Origin of the sequence: Rhodoferax ferrireducens T118, from assembly GCF_000013605.1 — a bacterium.
GTDB classification, from domain to species: domain Bacteria; phylum Pseudomonadota; class Gammaproteobacteria; order Burkholderiales; family Burkholderiaceae_C; genus Rhodoferax; species Rhodoferax ferrireducens.
The window spans coordinates 798,222-817,798 of sequence record NC_007908.1; the positions used below are offsets into that span (position 1 = coordinate 798,222).

The following is a 19,577-nucleotide window of genomic DNA, read 5'->3' on the forward strand; positions in this document are numbered from 1 at the left end:
AACCGTGCCTCTAGAATTGCACGCTCCAAGCACCAACTGAGGACCCTATGGTTCCACATCTCGTTACCGCGCTCACAGGCCCCATCAATGAACTGGAGCAGCGCGTGCTTGACTCCATGCCCGCTATCGAGCGCTGGTTCCGGCTGGAGTGGATGGAGCACACGCCGCCGTTCTACAGCTCGGTGGATGTGCGCAATGCCGGCTTCAAGCTGGCGCCGGTGGACACCAATTTGTTCCCCAACGGCTGGAACCACCTGACGCCCGAGATGCTGCCACTGGCAGTGCAGGCCGCCATGGCCGCGATCGAGAAAATATGCCCGGAAGCCCGCAACCTGCTGGTGATCCCCGAGAACAACGTCGCGAACACCGGCTACCTGGCCAGCCTGGCGCAGTTGCAGCGTATTTTTCACATGGCCGGCCTGAACGTGCGCCTCGGCTCGATTGACCCGGCCATCAAGAAAACCACGGTCATGACCTTGCCCGACGGCGATTCCATCACGCTGGAGCCCGTCATCCGTGGCAAGCGCCGCCTGGGCGTGAAAGACTTTGACCCGTGCACCATTTTGCTCAACACGGACCTGAGTGCGGGCGTGCCCGGCATTCTGGAAGAAATTTACGAGCAATATGTGCTGCCGCCCCTGCATGCCGGTTGGACCACCCGGCGCAAGAGCACTCATTTCAAGTGTTATGAAGAAGTGGCCAAGCGCATGGGCAAGTTGTTGGGGATTGATCCGTGGCTGATCAATCCCTTGTTTGAAAAATGCGGCGAAGTCAACCTGGCCCAGGGTGTTGGCATGGAATGCCTGAGCTCCCAAGTTGACGTCCTGCTGGGCAAGATTCGCCGCAAATACAAGGAATACGGCATCAAGGAAAAACCGTTTGTGGTGGTCAAGACTGACAACGGCACCCACGGCATGGGCATCCTGACCGTGCGCGATGCCAAAGAGCTGCCCGCACTGAGTTTGAACGCCAAAGAGCAGGCCGGCGGCGCGCGCGGTGCGCAAGCACCGCACGACATCCTGATCCAGGAAGGTGTGCTGACCAAGGAGCGTATGAACGACGCGGTCGCCGAGCCCGTGGTCTACATGATGGATCGTTACGTGGTGGGTGGCTTTTACCGCATCCATGCCGGTCGTGGCATTGATGAAGACTTGAGCGCACCGGGCGCAGACTTTGTCCCCCTGGCGTTTGAACACAGCACCCACTTGCCGCAGCCCGGTGTTCGTCCTGGCGCCAGTGCGCCGAACCGCTTTTACATGTATGGCGTGGTCGGCCGCCTGGCGATGCTGGCCGCCAGCTACGAACTCGAAGCCACCGACCCCGAGGCCGAGGTCTACGACTAAGCGCCGCCAGTGACAGTCTCCAAATCGTCCCTCTCGGCGCTGACGCTGGGCGCCATCGGCGTTGTCTATGGCGACATCGGCACCAGCGTGCTGTATGCCGTCAAAGAAGTGTTTGGCTCCGGCCATGTGCCTTTCACTTCCGACAATGTCTACGGCATCTTGTCGATCTTTTTCTGGACCCTGACCATCATCGTGTCGCTCAAGTATGTGACGCTGGTGCTGCGTGCCGACAACAATGGCGAAGGCGGCCTGATCGCGATGCTGGCGCTGGCCTCGCAGTCCGTCAAAGACAAGCCCGCGCTGCGCAGGGTGCTGCTGCTGGTGGGTATCTTTGGCACCTGCCTGTTTTATGGCGATGGCGTGATCACGCCGGCCATTTCGGTGCTGTCGGCGGTGGAAGGTCTGGAGGTGGTGTCGCCCGCCTTCAACAAATTCGTGATCCCGTTGACGCTGCTGGTTCTGTTTGGCCTGTTTTGGGTGCAAAAAAGGGGCACGGCGGGCATTGGCAAGTTCTTTGGACCGATCACTGTGGTCTGGTTTGCCTGCATTGCGGTGCTGGGGGTGGCACAGATTGCCACGCATCCGACGGTTTTGTGGGCGATCAGCCCGTATCACGCGCTGAGCTTCATCTGGCGCCAGCCCGGCACCTCGTTCATCATTCTGGGCGCGGTGGTGTTGTGCGTCACCGGGGCCGAGGCCCTCTATGCCGACCTGGGTCATTTCGGCAAGAAACCGATCCGGGTCGCCTGGTTTGCCGTGGTGATGCCTGCGCTGACACTCAATTATTTTGGCCAGGGCGCCTTGTTGTTGAACAACCCGGCGGCGGTGAAAAACCCGTTTTTTCTGATGGCGCCGGATTGGGCGCTGCTGCCACTGGTCGGCCTGGCCACGCTGGCCACGGTGATTGCGTCGCAGGCGCTGATCTCCGGCGCCTTCTCGGTCACCAAGCAGGTGATCCTGCTGGGTTACCTGCCGCGCCTGAAGATCATGCACACCAACGTCAAGGAAGTGGGCCAGATCTACCTGCCGTTTGTCAACTGGGGTCTTTTTGTCACCATTGTGCTGGCCGTGATGATCTTCAAGTCGTCGAGCAACCTGGCCTCAGCGTACGGCATCGCCGTGTGCACCGACATGCTCATCACGACTATTCTGACGTTTTTTGTCATCCGCTACAGCTGGAAATACCCCTTGTGGCTGTGCGTCGCTGCGACCAGTTTCTTCTTCGTGGTGGACTTTGCGTTCTGGGCTTCCAACCTGCTCAAATTGTTTGACGGCGGCTGGTTCCCGCTGTTGATCGGGGGCGCCATCTTCATCCTCATGATCACCTGGAAAGATGGCCGGCGCCTGCTGAATGACAAATTGCGGGCCGACGCGATTGACCTGAACAGTTTTCTGGAAGCGGTGTTTGTCAGTCCGCCGGTGCGGGTGGAAGGCACGGCCGTGTTCCTCACGGTTGAAGCTGGCACGGTGCCCAATGCCATGCTGCACAACCTCAAACACAACAAGGTGTTGCACGCCAACAACCTGTTTGTGACCGTGCATAACCATGAGGTGCCCTGGATCGGCATGGAAAAACGCCTGGAGATTGAATCCCTGGGACACGATTGCTGGCAGGTCATCATCAACTATGGGTTCAAGAACGACCCGAATATTCCGAAGGCCTTGCAGCACATCAAGGGCCGGGGTTGTGACCTGAACGACATGACCACCAGCTATTTCCTGTCTCGCGACACCATTGTTCCGACCATTGGCAGTGGCATGGCGCAGTGGCGTGAGAAGCTGTTTTCCCAGATGCATCACAATGCCAGCGGCGCAGCCGATTTCTTGCGCCTGCCCAATAACGCGGTGGTGGAGCTGGGCTCCAAGATCGAGATTTGATAAATTCTTGACATCATCGGCGTCGCCGGATGGTCCTTGTTTGCTGTTATTTTGGTAGTCACTCCATGAATCTTCTCTTCATCACCGATCCGCTCGAATCCTTCAAGATTTACAAGGACACCACCTTCGCCATGATGCGCGAGGCGCAAAAGCGTGGCCACCGCGTGGCCGCTTGCGAACCGCAGGATGTGATGTGGCAGCGCGGGGGCTGGGTCACGGCGCATGTCCGGGATATTGCGCTGACCGGGCAAGCGGATGCGTGGTTCGAGCTCAAGCAGACGCGCGCCGTGGCTTTGAGGGATTTTGATGCCATCCTCATGCGCAAGGACCCGCCCTTTGATTCCGAGTTCTTCTACGCCACGCACCTGCTGGCGCAGGCCGAGCGCGAAGGAGCCCGTGTCTTCAACAAGCCGGGCGCGTTGCGCGACCACCCGGAAAAGCTGGCCATCATGGAGTTCCCGCAGTTCATCGGCCCCACGCTGGTCACGCGCGACGAGGCCGACATCAAGCGCTTCCACGCCGAGCACCGGGACATCATCCTCAAGCCGCTCGACGGCATGGGCGGCATGGGCATCTTCCGCGTCGGGCCGGACGGCCTGAACCTGGGCTCCATCACCGAGACGCTCAACCGCCATGGCGCGCAGAGCCTGATGGTGCAGAAGTTCCTGCCCGAGATCGTGGCCGGTGACAAGCGTGTGCTCGTCATTGGCGGCAAGCCGGTGCCTTACTGCCTGGCGCGCATTCCGCAAGGCGGGGAAGTGCGTGGCAACCTGGCCGCCGGCGGCAAAGGCGTGGCGCAAGCCTTGAGCGCGCGCGACCTTGAGATCGCCCAGGCGATTGGCCCGGTGCTGGCCGCCCGCGGCCTGCTGCTCATTGGACTGGACGTGATTGGCGACAGCCTGACCGAGATCAACGTCACCAGCCCGACCTGTTTTCAGGAGATCTTTGACCAGACCGGGTTTGACGTGGCGGCCACGTTCCTGGATGCGCTGGAGCAAGCCGCCAGCAGCTGACAAACCGGGCTGCATGTTGAGCCACTGCACTGGGCGATGGCCCCATCGACGAAGACCAGCAATTCGCCGGGCGCCATGGCCACCCAATCCTCATCGGTCGTCAGGGGCTCGGTCACCACAATGGCCAGCCGGTCCTGTGCGCTGTTGAGGCTGGCCAGGTCCACACTCACATCGTCGTCTTTCAGGTGCACGTGTTTGAACGGGTGCTGCCGCAGCACGTAATACAGCTGGGTGCTGGCATGCGTCCACAAGGCCTGACCGTTGCTCAACAAGAAATTGAAGGTGCCATGTTTGGCGATCTGCGGCACCAACTCAGCCAGGGTTCGGCTCAGTTCTTCAACGCTGGGCACGCCGGCGTGCGACTTGTCCAGCTCCTGTAAGAGCCAGCAAAACGCCAGTTCACTGTCGGTGTTGCCCACCGGGCGGAAACTGCCGTGCAGGCTTGGCGCATAGTTTTTCAGATCGCCATTGTGGGCAAAGACCCAGTAGCGGCCCCACAACTCGCGCACAAACGGGTGGCAGTTCTCCAGCGTGACGGCGCCCACGGTGGCCTTGCGCACATGGGCGATGACGTTGTGGCTCTTGATCGGATAGGTGCGCAGCATTTTCGCAATCGGCGAGGTTGCGGCGCCCTCCTTGTCGACGAAATAGCGCACGCCCTTGCCTGGTTGATCCGGTGTCGCGCTCTCGCTTTCAAAGAAGGCGATGCCCCAACCGTCGGCGTGGTGGGCGGTACAACCGCCACGCTGCGAAAACCCGGTGAAGCTCAGCGTTAGACTGGCGGGCAAGTGGCTGTTCATTCCAAGCAATTGACACATGCGCCGAGTTTACTGCGCGGCGAGCAGGGTCAAGCCTGAATCCGCCACAGACGAGGAGACATTTTGCATACCAATTTCAATCTCGACGAACACGTGGGGCCGGGCACGCGGCGCAACAAAGTGGTGACGGCGCAGGAGGCCGTGCGGCTGATTCATGACGGCGACACCGTGGCCACCAGTGGCTTCGTCGGCATCGGTTTTGCCGAGGAAATTGCGGTGGCGCTGGAAGCGCGGTTTTTGGACAACCAGCGTGAAACCGGTGTCGGTGTGCCGGGCCAGTTGACGCTGGTCTATGCCGCCGGTCAGGGCGACGGCCAGTCGCGTGGCCTGAACCACTTCGGCCATGCCGGCATGGTGCGCCGCGTGGTGGGTGGGCACTGGGGCCTGGTGCCGGCGCTGCAAAAATTAGCGGTGGACAACGCCATTGAGGCCTACAACCTGCCCCAAGGCGTTATTTCTCATCTGTTTCGGGACATCGCCGCCGGCAAGCCCGGCACGCTGACGCATGTCGGGCTTGACACCTTTGTCGATCCGCGTTTTGGCGGCGGCAAGATCAACGCCTGCACCACCGAGGAGCTGGTGCGCTTGATGGAGATCGATGGCCGCGAGTATCTTTTTTACAAGGCGTTTCCGATCTCGGTCGGCATCATCCGCGCCACCACCGCCGACCCCGACGGCAACCTCAGCATGGAGCGTGAGGCGCTCACGCTCGAGTCGCTGGCGATTGCCATGGCGGCGCGCAATTCAGGTGGCATCGTCATTGCGCAGGTGGAGCGTCTGGCCGAGCGCGGCACCCTGCATCCGCGCCAGGTGCGGGTGCCGGGCGTGCTGGTGGATGCGGTGGTGGTGGCGACCGACCCGGCGCACCACATGCAAACCTTCTCCGAACAGTACAACCCGGCCTATTCGGGCGAGATCCGGGTGCCGATCGACACGCTTCCCATTTCGCCCATGAGTGAGCGCAAGGTGATTGCCCGTCGCGCGGCGCTGGAACTGCGTCCCAACAATGTGGTGAACCTGGGCATCGGCATGCCCGAAGGCGTGGCCGACGTGGCGGCCGAAGAAAAGGTGATCGACCTGATGACGCTCACCGCCGAGCCCGGTGTCATCGGCGGCATTCCGGCCAGCGGCATGAGCTTTGGCGCAGCCGTCAATACCCAGGCGGTGATTGATCAACCGAATCAGTTCGACTTTTACGACGGGGGCGGGCTCGATATCGCGGTGCTCGGCCTGGCGCAGGCCGACGCGCAGGGCAATTTGAACGTCAGCAAGTTTGGTCCCCGTCTGGCTGGGGCGGGCGGCTTTATCAACATCAGCCAGAACGCCAAGACGGTGGTTTTTGTCGGCACTTTCACCGCCGGTGATCCGGACGTGCGTGTGCAAGGCGGGCGCCTGCGGGTAGTTCGCGAAGGTACGACGCACAAGTTTGTGGGTGTGGTCGAACATCGCACCTTCAGTGGGCGCGAAGCGCGCCGACGCGGGCAGCGGGTGTTGTATGTGACCGAGCGTTGCGTTTTTCAATTGACGGGCGATGCCCACGGTGGGGCGCTGGAATTGATCGAGATTGCGCCCGGGATTGACCTGGAGCGCGACGTGTTGGGACAGATGGATTTCATGCCCATCATCAGTGCCCAGCTCAAGTTGATGGATGCCGCCTTGTTTGTCGAGGGCCCCATCGGTCTGCGCGAGCGCCTGCTCGCCACACCGCTGGCACAACGCTTCGAGCTGGACCGGGCGCACCACGTGCTGTTCATCAATTGCGAAGGACTGGCGATCGACGCCCTGTCCGATATTGCCGAGGTGGAGCGCATGGTGGAAGACCTGCTCGCCCCGGTGGTGACCAGCCCCGCCGAGCGGGTGGCGGTGGTCGCCAATTACGACAGCTTTACCATTCTGCCCACTCTGGTGGACGCCTACTCTGCCATGGTCAAGCGCTTGACCGCGCGCTTTTACAGCCGGGTGACGCGTTACGGCACCGGTGGATTTCTGAAAGCACGACTTGATCGGAACCAGTGAAAACAAAAGATGATGCTGCTCAGGCCGGCGTGATGAAGGGCCTGATCCTGTGCGCTGATGATTTTGCGGTGAATGCCAGCGCCTCTCTGGGCATTGCCAAGCTGGCCGCGATGGGTCGCATCAGCGCTACCAGTGTCATGGTGCTGTCACCGCGCTGGCCGCAGGACGTGGCCTTGCTGCAGAGCTTGCGCGGGCGTATTGACGTCGGTCTGCACCTGGACTGGACCAGCGACTTTGCCTTGGCGGCCGGGCACGGCCTGTCACTGGGCGCAGCCATGCGCAAAGCGGTGCTCGGCGGTTTTGACCCCAGCGCGGCACGCGTCGTCATCGAGCGCCAGCTCGATGCGTTTGAAGCCCAGTGGCAGGCGCCGCCCGACTATGTGGATGGCCACCAGCATGTGCAGCAATTTGCCGGCATTCGTCAGGCGCTGGTGCAGGCTTTGAGCAGCCGTTATGGCAGCGGCAGCGGACAACGTTGTCAGAACCGCAGGGATGAAGGTCAAGACGGCCTGAACCCCTCAACGCCTTATCTGCGCATTTCGCGCGCTCCCGCGGGCGCTGCCGACCTGAAAAGCCGGGTGATTGCCGCGATGGGGGCAAATGCTCTTGAAAATATAGCAGCTGACGCCCATTTGACGGGGGCTAAAGCCTTGTTAGGCATATATGATTTCGCGGGTGATCAGTCCCGCTATAGCCGGCTCATGCAGGGCTGGCTGCGCGATGCCCCGGCGGGCAGCATCATCATGTGCCACCCGGCGCAAGCCGCCGAGCCTGATGATGTCATCGGCGTGGCACGGGCCGAGGAGTTCGCCTACCTCAGTGGCCCGGACTTCTCCCAGGCGCTGGCGCATGCCGGTGTGCAACTGGTGCGCGGCGTTGCCCTTGCCGGGCTGTGATCGCAGCCTTGACCGCTAGAATCTGGCGGTGATTACTTCCCTTTCTGAGCGACAAAAATCCTGGCTGACCCTGGGCTCGTTATGGCTGCTGCTGCTGCTGCTGGCCGCGCTGCGGCCGCTGGCGGTGCCCGATGAGGGCCGCTACGGCGAGGTCGGTCGCTGGATGCTGCAAAGTGGCGACTGGCTGACGCCGCGCCTCAATGGCCTGCCTTTCTTCCACAAGCCGCCGCTGCTGTATTGGATGCAGGCGATGTCGCTCGCCACCTTCGGCATCAACGAGGTGGCGTTGCGTCTGGTGCCCGCACTCCATGCGGGTTTGATGCTGGTGGCGCTGTACCTGTCGGCTCGCACGATCAGCACCGAGACCATCGCCCGGCGCGCGGTTCTGATGCTGGGCACCAGCATGACCTTTCTGGTCGGGGGCCAGTACGTGAACCACGACATGCCGGTGGCGACCTGGATCGGTGTGGCGATCTGGTGCTTTGCCTTTGCCTTCATGGCCGGGGACAAGCCCAATGCCCTGCTGGCCCGGCTCGGCTTTGCCGCCTGTGCCCTGGGGATGCTCAGCAAAGGCTTGATCGGCATTGCCCTGCCGGGCATGGTGCTGGTCATCTGGCTGCTCTGGACGCGCCAATTCAAAAAAGTGCTGTACCTGCCCTGGCTCAGTGGCCTGGCCCTGTTTGCCCTGATTGCCTTGCCGTGGTTTGTGCTGGCGCAGCAGAAATACCCGTCATTTTTTGACTACATGTTTGTGGGCCAGCAATTCAACCGCTACACCGCCACGACTTACAACAACCCGCAGCCCTGGTGGTTTTACCTGCTGGCGCTGGTGCTGCTGTTCTTTCCCTGGGTCTTTTTCGCCCTGAACCAGCTTCGTCGGCCAGCCCCCGCACCGGTGCTGGCGGCCGTGCCCATGGCCCAAGCGTGGCGAAGCCTGTGCTGGATCTGGGTCGTGGCCATCATCACCTTCTTTTCAATTCCGAACTCCAAACTGGTCGGTTATGCGTTGCCGGTGATGCCGGCGCTGGCGCTGCTGGCGGCGCTGGGCTGGGAGCGCGCCGTGGCACACCGGGCGCGCGCCGGCAAGCTATTTGTCGGCCTGTGCCTGATCAATATCGGCATAGCGCTGGTTTTGATGCTCAAGGTGGCTGACGTCACGCGCACCGGCCGCGCACAGGACATTGCGCAGGCGCTGGCCTGCGCCGCCCAACCCAGCGACACCGTTTATGTGTCGGGCAAGTACCCTTACGACCTGCCGTTCTATGCGCAAACGCGCAAACCCATGGTGGTGCTGGAAGACTGGCCCGCAGCGCGGCAACACGCCGGTGACGGCTGGCAGCGCGAGCTGTTTGAAGGCGCTGACTTTGATGCGCAGGCGGCCAAGGTCTTGCAGTCGCCCCAAGTGCTGGCGCCCGCCGGTGCCGCGGCGGGCAACTGGTTTGTGGCGCCAACGGGCAACAAAATGGCCGAAGGCCTGGCGGGCTGGAAACTTTTTTACCAGGGCGCTGGCTGGGTGCTGTACCAGTCGGGCAGTGCCTTAGCGCCGGAAAGCCCAAAAGCGGCTGAGCACAAAGGTCTGCCCGGCTGCAAACACTAGTGCCGCGAACAGGGCCAGAAAGGCGGGCCAATCGAGCGTGCGAAGCAGCAGCATGAAAACAACTTCATTGCTGGCAAAGCCCGCCAGCGCTGTCACCGCGAAACGGCCCAGGCTGGTTGCCACGCTGGTGGCCGCATCCTTGAAGCTCAACAGCCGGTGCCCGGCAAAGCTGACAAAAAAGGCGACGCAAAATCCCAGCGCATTGGCCAGCTCGGGCCACATGTGGCCTTGAGTCAGCGCAAACACCACCATGTGCGTGAGCGCGGCGGTCGCACCGACCGCCAGAAACCAGAAGGTGGACGCTCTCAAAGCAAGGAAGACTGTTGCAGTATCAAAGGCGGATTGCCAGCCTCCGGCGCATACAGGGGCTCAGCCAAGCCACTGCCCGTGCGTTGACTGATGAGATACGGCGGGCGCTGTTTGACCTCTTCGTAGATGCGTCCCACATACTCCGCCAGCACGCCGATGGAGAGCAGCTGGATGCCGCTGAAAAACATCATGCCGACCACAATCGTGGCATAGCCCGGAACGGCGATGCCCGAGATAAAGTAATCCCCCACCACCCAAGCGCCGTAGCCCAAGGCAAGCGCCGACAGCACCAGGCCGGTCGCTGTCAAGGCGCGCAAGGGGGCAATGGAAAAAGCCAGAATGCCGGTCAGCGCCAGCGACAGCGAGCCGCGCAGGCCAAAGTTGCTTTTGCCGTCAGCGCGCGGCAGCGGCTGGTAGTCAATGGCCGTGCTGTTAAAACCAACCCAGGCGTACAGCCCTTTCATGAAGCGGTTGCGCTCAGGCAGGCTTTTCAGGGCATCAACCACCATGCGGTCCATCAGCCGAAAGTCGCCTGCGTTGGCCGGAATCTTGACCCGGTTACCAAAGTTAACCATTTTGTAAAACAGGCCGGTCAGGCTCGACTGCAGCCCGGACTGGTCGTCACGCGTTTTTCGCACCGCATAGACCACGTCCGAGCCTTGCTGCCATTTCTTGAACATCTCGGGCAGCAGCGACACCGGGTGTTGGCCATCGGCATCCATCAAAACCACCACCTCGCCCCGCGCGGCATCAATGCCAGCAGTCAGCGCGGGCTCCTTGCCAAAGTTGCGTGACAATTTGATGTAAAGAATTTCAGGGTGGACTGCGCACAGGGCCTGCATGACCTGCGTGGTGTCGTCCCGACTGCCATCGTCGACCACGACCAGCTCAACGCGCTGGCTCAGGATTGAGAGGGTTGCCAGAATCTGGGGCAGTACCGTGCCCAGGTTGCTCGCCTCGTTGAAGGCGGGAATGACACAGGAGATCGAGGGGGACAGGTGGGAGCGGGGCATCATGACCGCATCATGCCAAAAGAAAACCCCGCTTCAGCAAAACTGGCGGGGTTTTTGTGCAATTTACGGCGGATTACACCGTTTAAAGCCGAAGTAAATCAGCCTTTCAGGCACGCGCTCATGAATTTCTTGCGTTCGGCACCTTTGAGCGCCTTGTCGCCCGCATCCTTGTTGCAGGCTTTCATTTTTTCCTGTTGCGCCAGTTGCTTGGGTGAAGCGGTCTTGCCGGCGGCAACCGGCTTGGCACTCAGGCACTCTTTCATGAAGGCTTTGCGCTCATCGCCCTTTTTGTCGCCGGCGTCCTGGTTGCAGGTGGCCATTTTGCTTTGCTGGGCCGACTTGGCGGCGGGAGCTGCAGGTGCGTCTGCGGCGTAAGCGGCGCCCACCGACAGTGACAGGCTGATCGCGAGAAGGCTGAGTAGTTTGTTCATTGTCATTCCTTGAAGGATAGGTTTGGAAGGGAATCCAGACTGGATTCCAGCACACAACGCGCGAATTGGCAAACCCGCTGACGTGTTGTCACCAGAACTGCAGTCCGGTTGACGCAAGCGCCAACGCCGTCCCCGTAAAATGAAAGCATGTTGTCTGTAAAAATTGAATTGCTCGAAGCGCTGCACCAAGCGCTTGAAAAATTGTCCCCCGGCGCGGGGTCCAAAGCCGTTTTTGAGTCGCCCAAAGTCGCCGCCCATGGCGACTTGGCCACGACGGCTGCCATGCAGCTGGCCAAGCCGCTCAAGCTCAACCCGCGCCAGTTGGCGGAAAACCTGCGCGCTGAATTGCTGGTGCGCGCACCGTTTGAGCGCTGGGTCGAGGCGATTGATATCGCCGGCCCCGGTTTCATCAACATCAAACTCAAGCCCGAGGCGAAACAGCAAACCGTGCGCGAGGTGTTGTCGCAGGGCCAGCAGTTTGGCAGCCAGCCCGGCACGGGTAAACGCATGCTGGTGGAGTTTGTCTCGGCCAATCCGACCGGCCCCCTGCATGTCGGCCACGGCCGCCAGGCCGCCCTGGGCGATGCCATTTGCAACCTGTACCAGACCCAGGGCTGGGCGGTGTACCGTGAGTTTTATTACAACGACGCCGGGGTGCAGATTGGCACCTTGGCCAGCAGCACCCAGTTGCGCGCCCGCGGCTTCAAGCCGGGCGACCCCGAGTGGCCCAGTGGCGAGAACGCCGCTGCCTACAACGGCGATTACATCGCCGACATTGCCGCTGACTATCTGGCCAAAAAGACGGTTCATTCTGACGACCGTGCGTTCACCGCCTCCGGCGACGTGGAGGCGCTGGACGACATCCGGCTGTTCGCGGTGGCCTATCTGCGCCATGAGCAGGATCTGGACCTGAAAGCGTTCGCCGTCCATTTTGACAACTACTACCTGGAGTCGAGCCTGTACCTGAGCGGCAAGGTCGATGACGTGGTGAAAAGATTGCATGACGCCGGCAAGACCTACGAGCATGACGGCGCCCTCTGGCTCAAGTCCACCGAGTATGGCGACGACAAGGACCGCGTCATGCGCAAGGGTGATGGCAGCTACACCTACTTTGTGCCGGATGTGGCCTATCACATCAGCAAGTGGGAGCGCGGCTTCGAGAAAGTGGTCAACATTCAGGGCACCGACCACCACGGCACCATTGCCCGCGTGCGCGCCGGCCTGCAAGCCGCCAACGTGGGCATCCCCAAAGGCTACCCCGACTACGTGTTGCACACCATGGTGCGCGTGGTGCGCGGGGGCGAGGAGGTCAAAATCTCCAAGCGCGCCGGCAGCTACGTGACGCTACGCGACCTGATCGAGTGGACCAGCAAGGATGCGGTGCGCTTCTTCCTGCTCAGCCGCAAGCCCGACACCGAATACACCTTTGATGTCGATCTGGCGGTGGCCAAAAACAATGACAACCCGGTGTACTACGTGCAGTACGCGCACGCCCGGATTTGCTCGGTGCTGGCCGCCTGGCGCGAGAAGGAGGGTGGCGATGTGGCGAGTCTGGGCCAGGCCGATCTCTCGCCGCTGCAAAGCCCGCAAGCACTGGCGCTGCTGCTGTTGCTGGCCAAATACCCCGAGATGCTGACGGCGGCGGCGGCCGGTTTTGCACCGCATGACGTCACGTTCTATCTGCGCGAGCTCGCCGCCTGCTACCACAGTTATTACGATGCGGAACGTATTCTGGTGGATGACGATCTGATCAAGCGCGCCCGGTTGGCGCTGGTCGCGGCCACCGCACAGGTGTTGCACAATGGACTGGCTGTGCTGGGCGTGAGTGCCCCGCAGAAAATGTAATTCAATAGCCTTGGGGACAGACCTTCAGCTCTGTCCCCAACTGATTAGAAAGCAGAAAGTGCAACGCATGAAACAACAACGCGGTGGAACCATTTTGGGGTTCATCATTGGAGTCGTGGTGGGTCTCGGGGCAGCGCTGGCCGTTGCGGTTTACGTCACCAAGGTTCCCATTCCGTTCATCAACAAGGGCCAAAGTCGTTCGGCGGATCAGGATGTGGCCGAGTCCCAAAGAAACAAGAACTGGGACCCCAACGCACCCTTGTATGGCAAGAACCCGGCCAAACCGGTAGAGCCCGCCAAGGCAGAAACACAGACGGGCGCCGACACCGGTGCCGGTGCCGCGCCAGTGCAAGTGCCAGCGCCAGCGCCAGCGCCAACTGCCAAAGGCAAGGAGATCAAACCAGCCGTGTCTGCCGATCCCCTGGGTGATCTGGCCCAGGCGCGCGCCGGCGCCGCGGTGGCCGAACCGTTCTCCTACTTTGTTCAAATTGGGGCTTTCCGTACCGCTGAAGACGCTGAAAGCCAGCGCGCCAGGTTGTCTCTTGGTGGTGTACAAGCCAAAGTGAGCGAGCGTGAGCAGTCGGGTCGGACGGTGTTTCGGGTCCGCGTTGGACCGTTCGGTAAAAAGGAAGAGGCCGATCAGGCCAAGGAAAAACTCGATGCTGCCGGTTATGACACCGCGCTGGTGCGGGTAGCGCGCTAGCGCACTGTGCGGTCGAGGCGTTGAACTATTGCCGATCTGCCCGGTCCCACTACTTTTTTTGGAGTGATTAAAGATGAAGCGTCGTGATTTTTCCTTTACCTGTGGCGCAGCGCTGGCTGCCAGTGCCTTGGTGCTGCCAACAGCACGGGCTCAGACCACCGCCCCGGCCCAGGTTCAGGGCAAGAAGCCTGAATTGGGCACAGACTATCTGCAGTTGGACAAACGCGCGGCGGTCGAAGCCCCGGCGGGGAAAATTGAAGTCGTCGAATTTTTCTGGTACAGCTGCCCGCACTGCAACGCTTTTGAGCCAACCTTTGATGCCTGGAGCAAGCGTGTGCCCAAGGATGTGGTGGTGCGCCGGGTGCCGATCGCTTTCCGGCCTGACTTTGCACCGCAGCAGCGCCTGTTCTATGCGTTGGAGGCGATGGGCTTGCTCGATCAGCTGCACCGCAAAGTGTTTGCCGCCATCCACAGTGAAAAGCAAAGCCTGGCCACGGGCGAGGCGATTGTCGATTGGGTCGCCAAACAGGGTGTGGATAAAGCCAAGTTCCTGGAGAGTTTCAACTCGTTTTCAGTCTCGACCAAGACCAGCCGAGCCACCCAGCTGCAAAACGCCTACAAGGTCGAGGGTGTGCCTGCGCTGGGTGTGGGCGGGCGTTTCTACACCGATGGTTCGCTGGCCAAGAGCATGGAGCGTTCGCTGCAGGTGGTTGAGTTCCTGATCGCGCAAGTTCGCAGCGGCCGATAAATCAATCGTTTTGACCCAAAGGGCTGGCGCCCTGATCCAGGCGATCAGGGTGCCCGGTGCCTGTGCACGAGGCATGTGTGATCCTGCGTGCTTTGTTTTCCCTCTCTCAGTGTGCGGCGTGGGGCAAGAACGGCTTCTGATCGTTACAATGAAAAGACGAGAATTTAATGCAAGATTCATGCCTTTATGAAACTATCACTTTCCACTGTGCTTTTGCTGGCGGCCCTGGCGCCGGGTGCAAGCCTGGTTCGAGCTGAACAAGCCGACCGCAACAAGCCCATGAATGTGGAAGCCGATGCCTTGCGTTATGACGACGCCAAGAAAACCAGCGTGTTTACCGGCCGTGTCGTGTTGACCAAAGGCTCGATTCTGATCCGGGGCGCCCGCATTGAAGTGCGCCAGGACCCCGAAGGCAACCAGTATGGCCTGGTCACGGCCGAGCCCGGCAAACTCGCGTCTTTCCGTCAAAAGCGGGAAGGGCTGGATGAGTTTATTGAGGGCCAGGGCGAAAGCATCGAATACGACAGCCGTGCCGACACCGTGAAATTCAACAAGCAGGCGCAATTGCGCCGTTACCTGGGCGCGACGCTGAACGACGAGATGAGCGGCGGCGTGATTGTTTACAACAACAGCACCGACGTGTTCACCGTTGATGGCGGTGTGGCCCAAGGAGCGCCGAGCGCGACAGGCGGCCGCGTGCGTGCCATGCTGACGCCGAAACCCAATGCCGCCGCAGCGGCAGCGGCGGCAACGGCGCCCGCCAATGCAGCTTCAGCGCCAGCCGATGCGCTGCGCGCCACCACGACGCTGGGCGGGGATAAGAAGTGATGCCAGACAATCTTGTCCGCCCAGCCCAGTTGCGCAGCGATGGCGCCCAGTGCGAGAGTCGACTCGAAGTCAGCCACCTGCAGAAGTTCTACGGCAGTCGCCAGGTGGTCAAAGACGTGTCGCTGGTGGTCTGCAAGGGCGAGGTGGTCGGTTTGCTGGGGCCCAACGGCGCCGGCAAAACGACATCCTTCTACATGATTGTCGGCCTGGTGCATGCCAGCGCGGGTGACATCAAGATCGATGGTCAGTCGGTTGAGCGCATGCCGATTCACAAGCGTGCCCGGCTGGGCTTGAGCTACCTGCCGCAAGAGGCGTCCATTTTTCGCAAGCTCAACGCAGAAGACAATGTGCGGGCGGTTTTGGAGCTGCAGCATGACGAATCCGGCCAGCCGCTGAGCAAGGACGAAATTGAAAAACGACTGACCGCCTTGCTGCAGGACCTGCGCGTGGAGCACCTGCGGGAAACCCCGGCGCTGGCTCTGTCCGGTGGTGAACGCCGCCGGGTCGAGATTGCGCGCGCACTGGCCACGCAGCCGCGTTTCATTCTGCTCGACGAGCCGTTTGCCGGGATCGACCCGATTGCCGTGATCGAGATCCAGCGCATCATCAGCTTCCTGAAGAACCGCGGCATCGGGGTGCTGATCACCGACCACAACGTGCGCGAAACGCTGGGTATTTGCGACCACGCCTACATCATCAGCGATGGCAGCGTGCTGGCCCAGGGCACCCCGGCCGAGATCGTCAACGATGCTGAAGTGCGCCGGGTCTATCTCGGCGAGCACTTCAAGATGTAAACATGTTGACCCCATGAAACAAGGCCTTTCCCTTCGGGTTTCGCAGCATCTGGCGCTGACGCCACAGTTGCAGCAGTCGATCCGCTTGCTGCAACTCTCCACGCTGGAGCTCAGCGCGGAGGTGGACCAGATGCTCGATGACAACCCGTTTCTGGAGATGACGGCAGACGAGTCGCCGCGTGAGGAATTTGGTCTGGCGCAGGCTGACACACCGGTCCGGGGTGATGACCTCGACGCTGAACGTGCTACAAGTTCGGTAGCTGACTATCCAACAGAGACGAGGGCTACAGCCGAGAATGATTCAAATGATTCGCCGCTCTCGGCGGACGATGCGCAGAGTTGGGAGGGCGACGGCAGCGCCTCCTTGGCGCCCGATGACAGCGAGTGGGGCGGTGACGCCAAAGCCCGCAGCAACAACCTCAACGGCGATGACGACGCCGATGTGACCGAGCTGGCGCGCACCCAGGTGTCGCTGCAAAGCCACCTGCACGCGCAGGCGCTGGCCTTGCGCCTGAGTGCCGAGGATCGCGCCGCCTTGCAGTTCTTGATCGAGTCGCTTAATGACGATGGTTATCTGGAAGACACGCTGACCTCGCTCGCCGAGGGGCTCGCCGGCGGCGATGAGGCCCAGGTGGAGCAGCTGGTCCACCATTTCACGGTCGCCTTGGGGCTGCTGCAGAGCCTGGAGCCGGCGGGTGTGGGTGCGCGAGATCTGGCGGAATGCCTGAGTCTGCAACTGCGCGCCTTGCAGCAGCTGGAGCGGCTAGAGCCGGCCCGCGCCGCCACCGTGCAGGTGGCGCTGCGTATTTGTGCCCAACCCATGGAGTTGCTGGCCCGGCGTGACGTCAAGCGCCTGATGCTGCTGTGCGACGCGACGGATGCTGCCGTGCGCGAAGCCATTGCGCTGATCGCCCGTCTGGAGCCCAAGCCGGGGCGGCGCTTCGTGAATGTGGAGCGCAACATCGTGGTGCCCGATGTCCTGGTGATTCAAGTGGGCCAGGGTACGCAGGCCAAATTTCAGGTGCGCCTGAACACCGATGTGATGCCGCGCCTGCGCGTGCACGACATCTACGCCAATGCCATCAAACAGCACAAGGGCGGCGGCAACGATGCGTCCAGCTACGCCGCCCTGCAGCAGCGCCTGCAGGAGGCACGCTGGTTCATCAAGAACATCCAGCAGCGCTTTGACACCATCCTGCGCGTCAGCTCGGCCATCGTCGAGCGGCAAAAGAGTTTTTTCATGCATGGCGAACTCGCCATGCGCCCGCTGGTGCTGCGTGAGATTGCCGAAGAGCTCGGTCTGCACGAGTCCACCATCAGCCGCGTGACCACCGCCAAATACATGGCGACCCCGTTTGGCACCTTCGAGCTCAAGTATTTCTTTGGCTCCGGCCTGGGCACCGAGTCGGGTGGCAATGCGTCGAGCACGGCGGTGCGGGCCTTGATCAAACAATTTATCAGCGCCGAGAGCCCGGCCAAGCCGCTCAGTGACCACCAGTTGTCCGAGATGCTCAAAGAGCAGGGCATCGAATGCGCCCGCCGCACCGTGGCCAAATACCGCGAGGGGCTGCGCATCGCTCCCGCGAGCTTAAGGAAAGCCTTGTGAACCAACTGCAACTCTTCTTGCCCTGCGCCGCTGGCGTGGAAGACTACCTGGCCCCCGAGGTGCTGCGCATCACCGGCTTGCCGCCGGGCTGCGTGACCAAGCAGCGCGGCGGCGTGGCCGTGCGCACGTCCTTCGCGCACGCGATGCTGCTCAACCTCTACAGCCGGCTGGCGCAGCGTGTGCTGGTGCTGCTGTCGTTCACCGAGTACCGCAACGAACAGGATTTGTACCGCGCCGCCAGTGAGGTGGCCTGGGAGCGCTGGTTCACGCCGCGCGAAAGCATCAAGGTGGAAGTGACGGCGCAGCACAGCCCGCTGACCAGCCTCAACTTTGCCGCGCTCAAGATCAAGGACGCGGTGTGTGACCGTTTCCGCGTCACGGCGGGCGGCGTGCGCCCGGACGTCAACACCCAGTGGCCCGATGTGCGCATCTACACGCACCTGACCACCGACAGCTGCTCGCTCTACATCGACACCTCGGGCGAGCCCCTGTTCAAGCGCGGCTGGCGCGAAGACAAGGGCGACGCGCCCTTGAAAGAAACCCTGGCCGCCGCCATGCTGGCCGCCAGTGGCTGGGCCGATGGCGACGAGGATTTGCTGCCGCTGTACGACCCCTGCTGCGGCAGCGGCACGATTGTGATTGAAGCGGCCCAGATCGCCTGCAATATTGCCGCCGGCTCGCTGCGCCGTTTTGCCTTCGAGAAGTATTTGCCGTTCCAGCGCCCCGTCTGGGATGCTATAAAAAAAGAAGCTAAAGAGTCAGAAGTGACGAGGGCTCCAGGCCAAAAACCTATTATTTTCGGCAGTGACGTGGCGCACCGCATGGTCGACTTTGCCCAGCGCAACGCGCAGCGCGCCGGCGTTGCCGACGTGATCGAGTTTCGCGGTGGCGACGCCTTGCAGCGCCTGCCGCCGATTGATATTCCTGGTGTGATGCTGCTCAACCCACCGTATGGCGAGCGCATCGAGGTCGCCGGTGTGGCCAAAGGGGCGCGCCACGCGGCCAGCCAGTTTGAGGACGAAGAGGCCGAAGTGGGTCGTTTTGGTGCCCGCGAGCTGCCGCAGACGCAGGAAGGTGGCGAATTCTTCAGCCAGCTGGCCAGCCACTGGAAGAAGAACTACCCCGGCTGGAGCGCCTGGATACTCACGCCCGACCTGAAACTGCCGGGCAAAATGCGCCTGAAAGAATCGCGCCGCGTGCCGATGTGGAATGGCCCGATCGAATGCCGCCTGTTCCGCTTTGACATGGTGGCCGGGAAAATGGGGTCGGCGCGGGCGACATGATCGTCCTCGACACCAACATCGTGCTGGATGCCTTCGTCTTCAATGACCCGGCCACGCAGCCCCTCAAGCTCGCGCTGGCATCCCGAAAAATCCAGTGGATTGCCACCAAAGCCATGCGCGACGAGCTGGCGCGGGTGCTGTTCTACCCGAAGATCGTCGTGCGGCTGACGCTCTGCCAACTCAGCGCCGCAGACGTGCTGGCGCAGTTCGATGGTCAGGCGCAATGGCTGGACGCCGCCCCCAAAGCCAGCGTCACCTGCCGCGACCCCGATGACCAGAAGTTCATCGACCTGGCCGTCGCCCACAAGGCCACGTTGCTGAGCAAGGATCGCGCCGTGCTTTGTATGGCAAAACGCCTGCTGGCCCTTGATGTACGGGCGCATATGGCTACTGTTTTTGTAGTTTGAGGTGGTCCCTGCCAGCCGACTGCCGGCACTTGTGCGCTCTGTCCTCTTA

The 19,577-nt window shown here is 61.6% G+C and carries 18 protein-coding genes; 14 read left to right on the forward strand and 4 right to left on the reverse strand.

The genetic code is table 11. The features are described from left to right. Positions 1-47 precede the first annotated feature (47 nt). From gshA to gshB, 3 genes are all read left to right on the forward strand, one after another. Entirely contained in the window at positions 48-1,343 is a 1,296-nt protein-coding gene (gshA, locus tag RFER_RS03805; protein WP_011463086.1) for a glutamate--cysteine ligase, read from the forward strand. Between the two features lie 9 nt (positions 1,344-1,352). Continuing rightward, positions 1,353-3,221 (forward strand): potassium transporter Kup, encoded by a 1,869-nt coding sequence (locus tag RFER_RS03810; RefSeq protein WP_011463087.1) that lies wholly within the window; start codon positions 1,353-1,355, stop codon positions 3,219-3,221. A gap of 65 nt (positions 3,222-3,286) precedes the next feature. After that, positions 3,287-4,234, forward strand: a complete 948-nt coding sequence (gene gshB, locus RFER_RS03815) for a glutathione synthase (RefSeq protein ID WP_011463088.1) — start codon at positions 3,287-3,289, stop codon at positions 4,232-4,234. Here gshB and RFER_RS03820 read toward each other — a convergent pair. Beyond that, entirely contained in the window at positions 4,156-5,052 is an 897-nt protein-coding gene (locus RFER_RS03820) for a class II glutamine amidotransferase (protein WP_011463089.1), read from the reverse strand. The two genes, gshB and RFER_RS03820, sit on opposite strands and share 79 nt — an antisense overlap. Positions 5,053-5,115: 63 nt before the next feature. Between RFER_RS03820 and RFER_RS03825 the strand changes: the two genes are divergently transcribed. The 3 genes from RFER_RS03825 to RFER_RS03835 are packed head-to-tail and all read left to right on the forward strand — an operon-like array spanning position 5,116 to position 9,561. Next, entirely contained in the window at positions 5,116-7,068 is a 1,953-nt protein-coding gene (locus RFER_RS03825; protein WP_011463090.1) for an acyl CoA:acetate/3-ketoacid CoA transferase, read from the forward strand. Next, positions 7,065-7,964: a ChbG/HpnK family deacetylase gene (locus tag RFER_RS03830; RefSeq protein ID WP_244095795.1), complete on the forward strand. Its 900-nt coding sequence runs from the start codon at positions 7,065-7,067 to the stop codon at positions 7,962-7,964. The genes RFER_RS03825 and RFER_RS03830 overlap by 4 nt, the downstream gene beginning before the upstream one ends. A 28-nt stretch (positions 7,965-7,992) precedes the next feature. Continuing rightward, entirely contained in the window at positions 7,993-9,561 is a 1,569-nt protein-coding gene (locus tag RFER_RS03835; RefSeq protein ID WP_011463092.1) for an ArnT family glycosyltransferase, read from the forward strand. On the opposite strand, the gene RFER_RS03840 is transcribed toward RFER_RS03835, so the two are convergent. From RFER_RS03840 to RFER_RS03850, 3 genes are all read right to left on the reverse strand, one after another. After that, complete coding sequence (locus tag RFER_RS03840) at positions 9,502-9,870, reverse strand: GtrA family protein (RefSeq protein ID WP_011463093.1); 369 nt, start codon at positions 9,868-9,870, stop codon at positions 9,502-9,504. The two genes, RFER_RS03835 and RFER_RS03840, sit on opposite strands and share 60 nt — an antisense overlap. Next, positions 9,867-10,886, reverse strand: a complete 1,020-nt coding sequence (locus RFER_RS03845) for a glycosyltransferase family 2 protein (protein WP_011463094.1) — start codon at positions 10,884-10,886, stop codon at positions 9,867-9,869. The genes RFER_RS03840 and RFER_RS03845 overlap by 4 nt, the downstream gene beginning before the upstream one ends. Positions 10,887-10,981: 95 nt before the next feature. Next, complete coding sequence (locus RFER_RS03850) at positions 10,982-11,314, reverse strand: PsiF family protein (RefSeq protein WP_041790124.1); 333 nt, start codon at positions 11,312-11,314, stop codon at positions 10,982-10,984. Between the two features lie 147 nt (positions 11,315-11,461). On the opposite strand from RFER_RS03850, the gene argS reads away from it, so the two are divergent. The 8 genes from argS to RFER_RS03890 all read left to right on the forward strand — a co-directional run bounded on the left by argS (position 11,462) and on the right by RFER_RS03890 (position 19,528). Continuing rightward, entirely contained in the window at positions 11,462-13,159 is a 1,698-nt protein-coding gene (gene argS / locus RFER_RS03855; protein ID WP_011463096.1) for an arginine--tRNA ligase, read from the forward strand. A gap of 67 nt (positions 13,160-13,226) precedes the next feature. Further along, the gene (locus RFER_RS03860) at positions 13,227-13,862 is read left to right on the forward strand and encodes an SPOR domain-containing protein (protein WP_011463097.1); all 636 of its coding nucleotides are present in this window, start codon (positions 13,227-13,229) and stop codon (positions 13,860-13,862) included. Positions 13,863-13,935: 73 nt separating this feature from the next. After that, positions 13,936-14,610 (forward strand): thiol:disulfide interchange protein DsbA/DsbL, encoded by a 675-nt coding sequence (locus RFER_RS03865; RefSeq protein ID WP_011463098.1) that lies wholly within the window; start codon positions 13,936-13,938, stop codon positions 14,608-14,610. Positions 14,611-14,796: 186 nt separating this feature from the next. Further along, positions 14,797-15,438 carry a lipopolysaccharide transport periplasmic protein LptA gene (gene lptA / locus RFER_RS03870; RefSeq protein WP_011463099.1) on the forward strand — a complete coding sequence of 214 codons (642 nt, stop codon included), beginning with the start codon at positions 14,797-14,799 and terminating at the stop codon, positions 15,436-15,438. Then, positions 15,438-16,232: an LPS export ABC transporter ATP-binding protein gene (gene lptB, locus RFER_RS03875; protein ID WP_011463100.1), complete on the forward strand. Its 795-nt coding sequence runs from the start codon at positions 15,438-15,440 to the stop codon at positions 16,230-16,232. The genes lptA and lptB overlap by 1 nt, the downstream gene beginning before the upstream one ends. 13 nt (positions 16,233-16,245) lie before the next feature. Continuing rightward, complete coding sequence (locus RFER_RS03880; RefSeq protein WP_011463101.1) at positions 16,246-17,838, forward strand: RNA polymerase factor sigma-54; 1,593 nt, start codon at positions 16,246-16,248, stop codon at positions 17,836-17,838. Further along, positions 17,835-19,121: a THUMP domain-containing class I SAM-dependent RNA methyltransferase gene (locus RFER_RS03885; protein ID WP_011463102.1), complete on the forward strand. Its 1,287-nt coding sequence runs from the start codon at positions 17,835-17,837 to the stop codon at positions 19,119-19,121. The genes RFER_RS03880 and RFER_RS03885 overlap by 4 nt, the downstream gene beginning before the upstream one ends. Further along, positions 19,118-19,528: a putative toxin-antitoxin system toxin component, PIN family gene (locus tag RFER_RS03890; RefSeq protein WP_011463103.1), complete on the forward strand. Its 411-nt coding sequence runs from the start codon at positions 19,118-19,120 to the stop codon at positions 19,526-19,528. The genes RFER_RS03885 and RFER_RS03890 overlap by 4 nt, the downstream gene beginning before the upstream one ends. Positions 19,529-19,577: the final 49 nt, after the last annotated feature.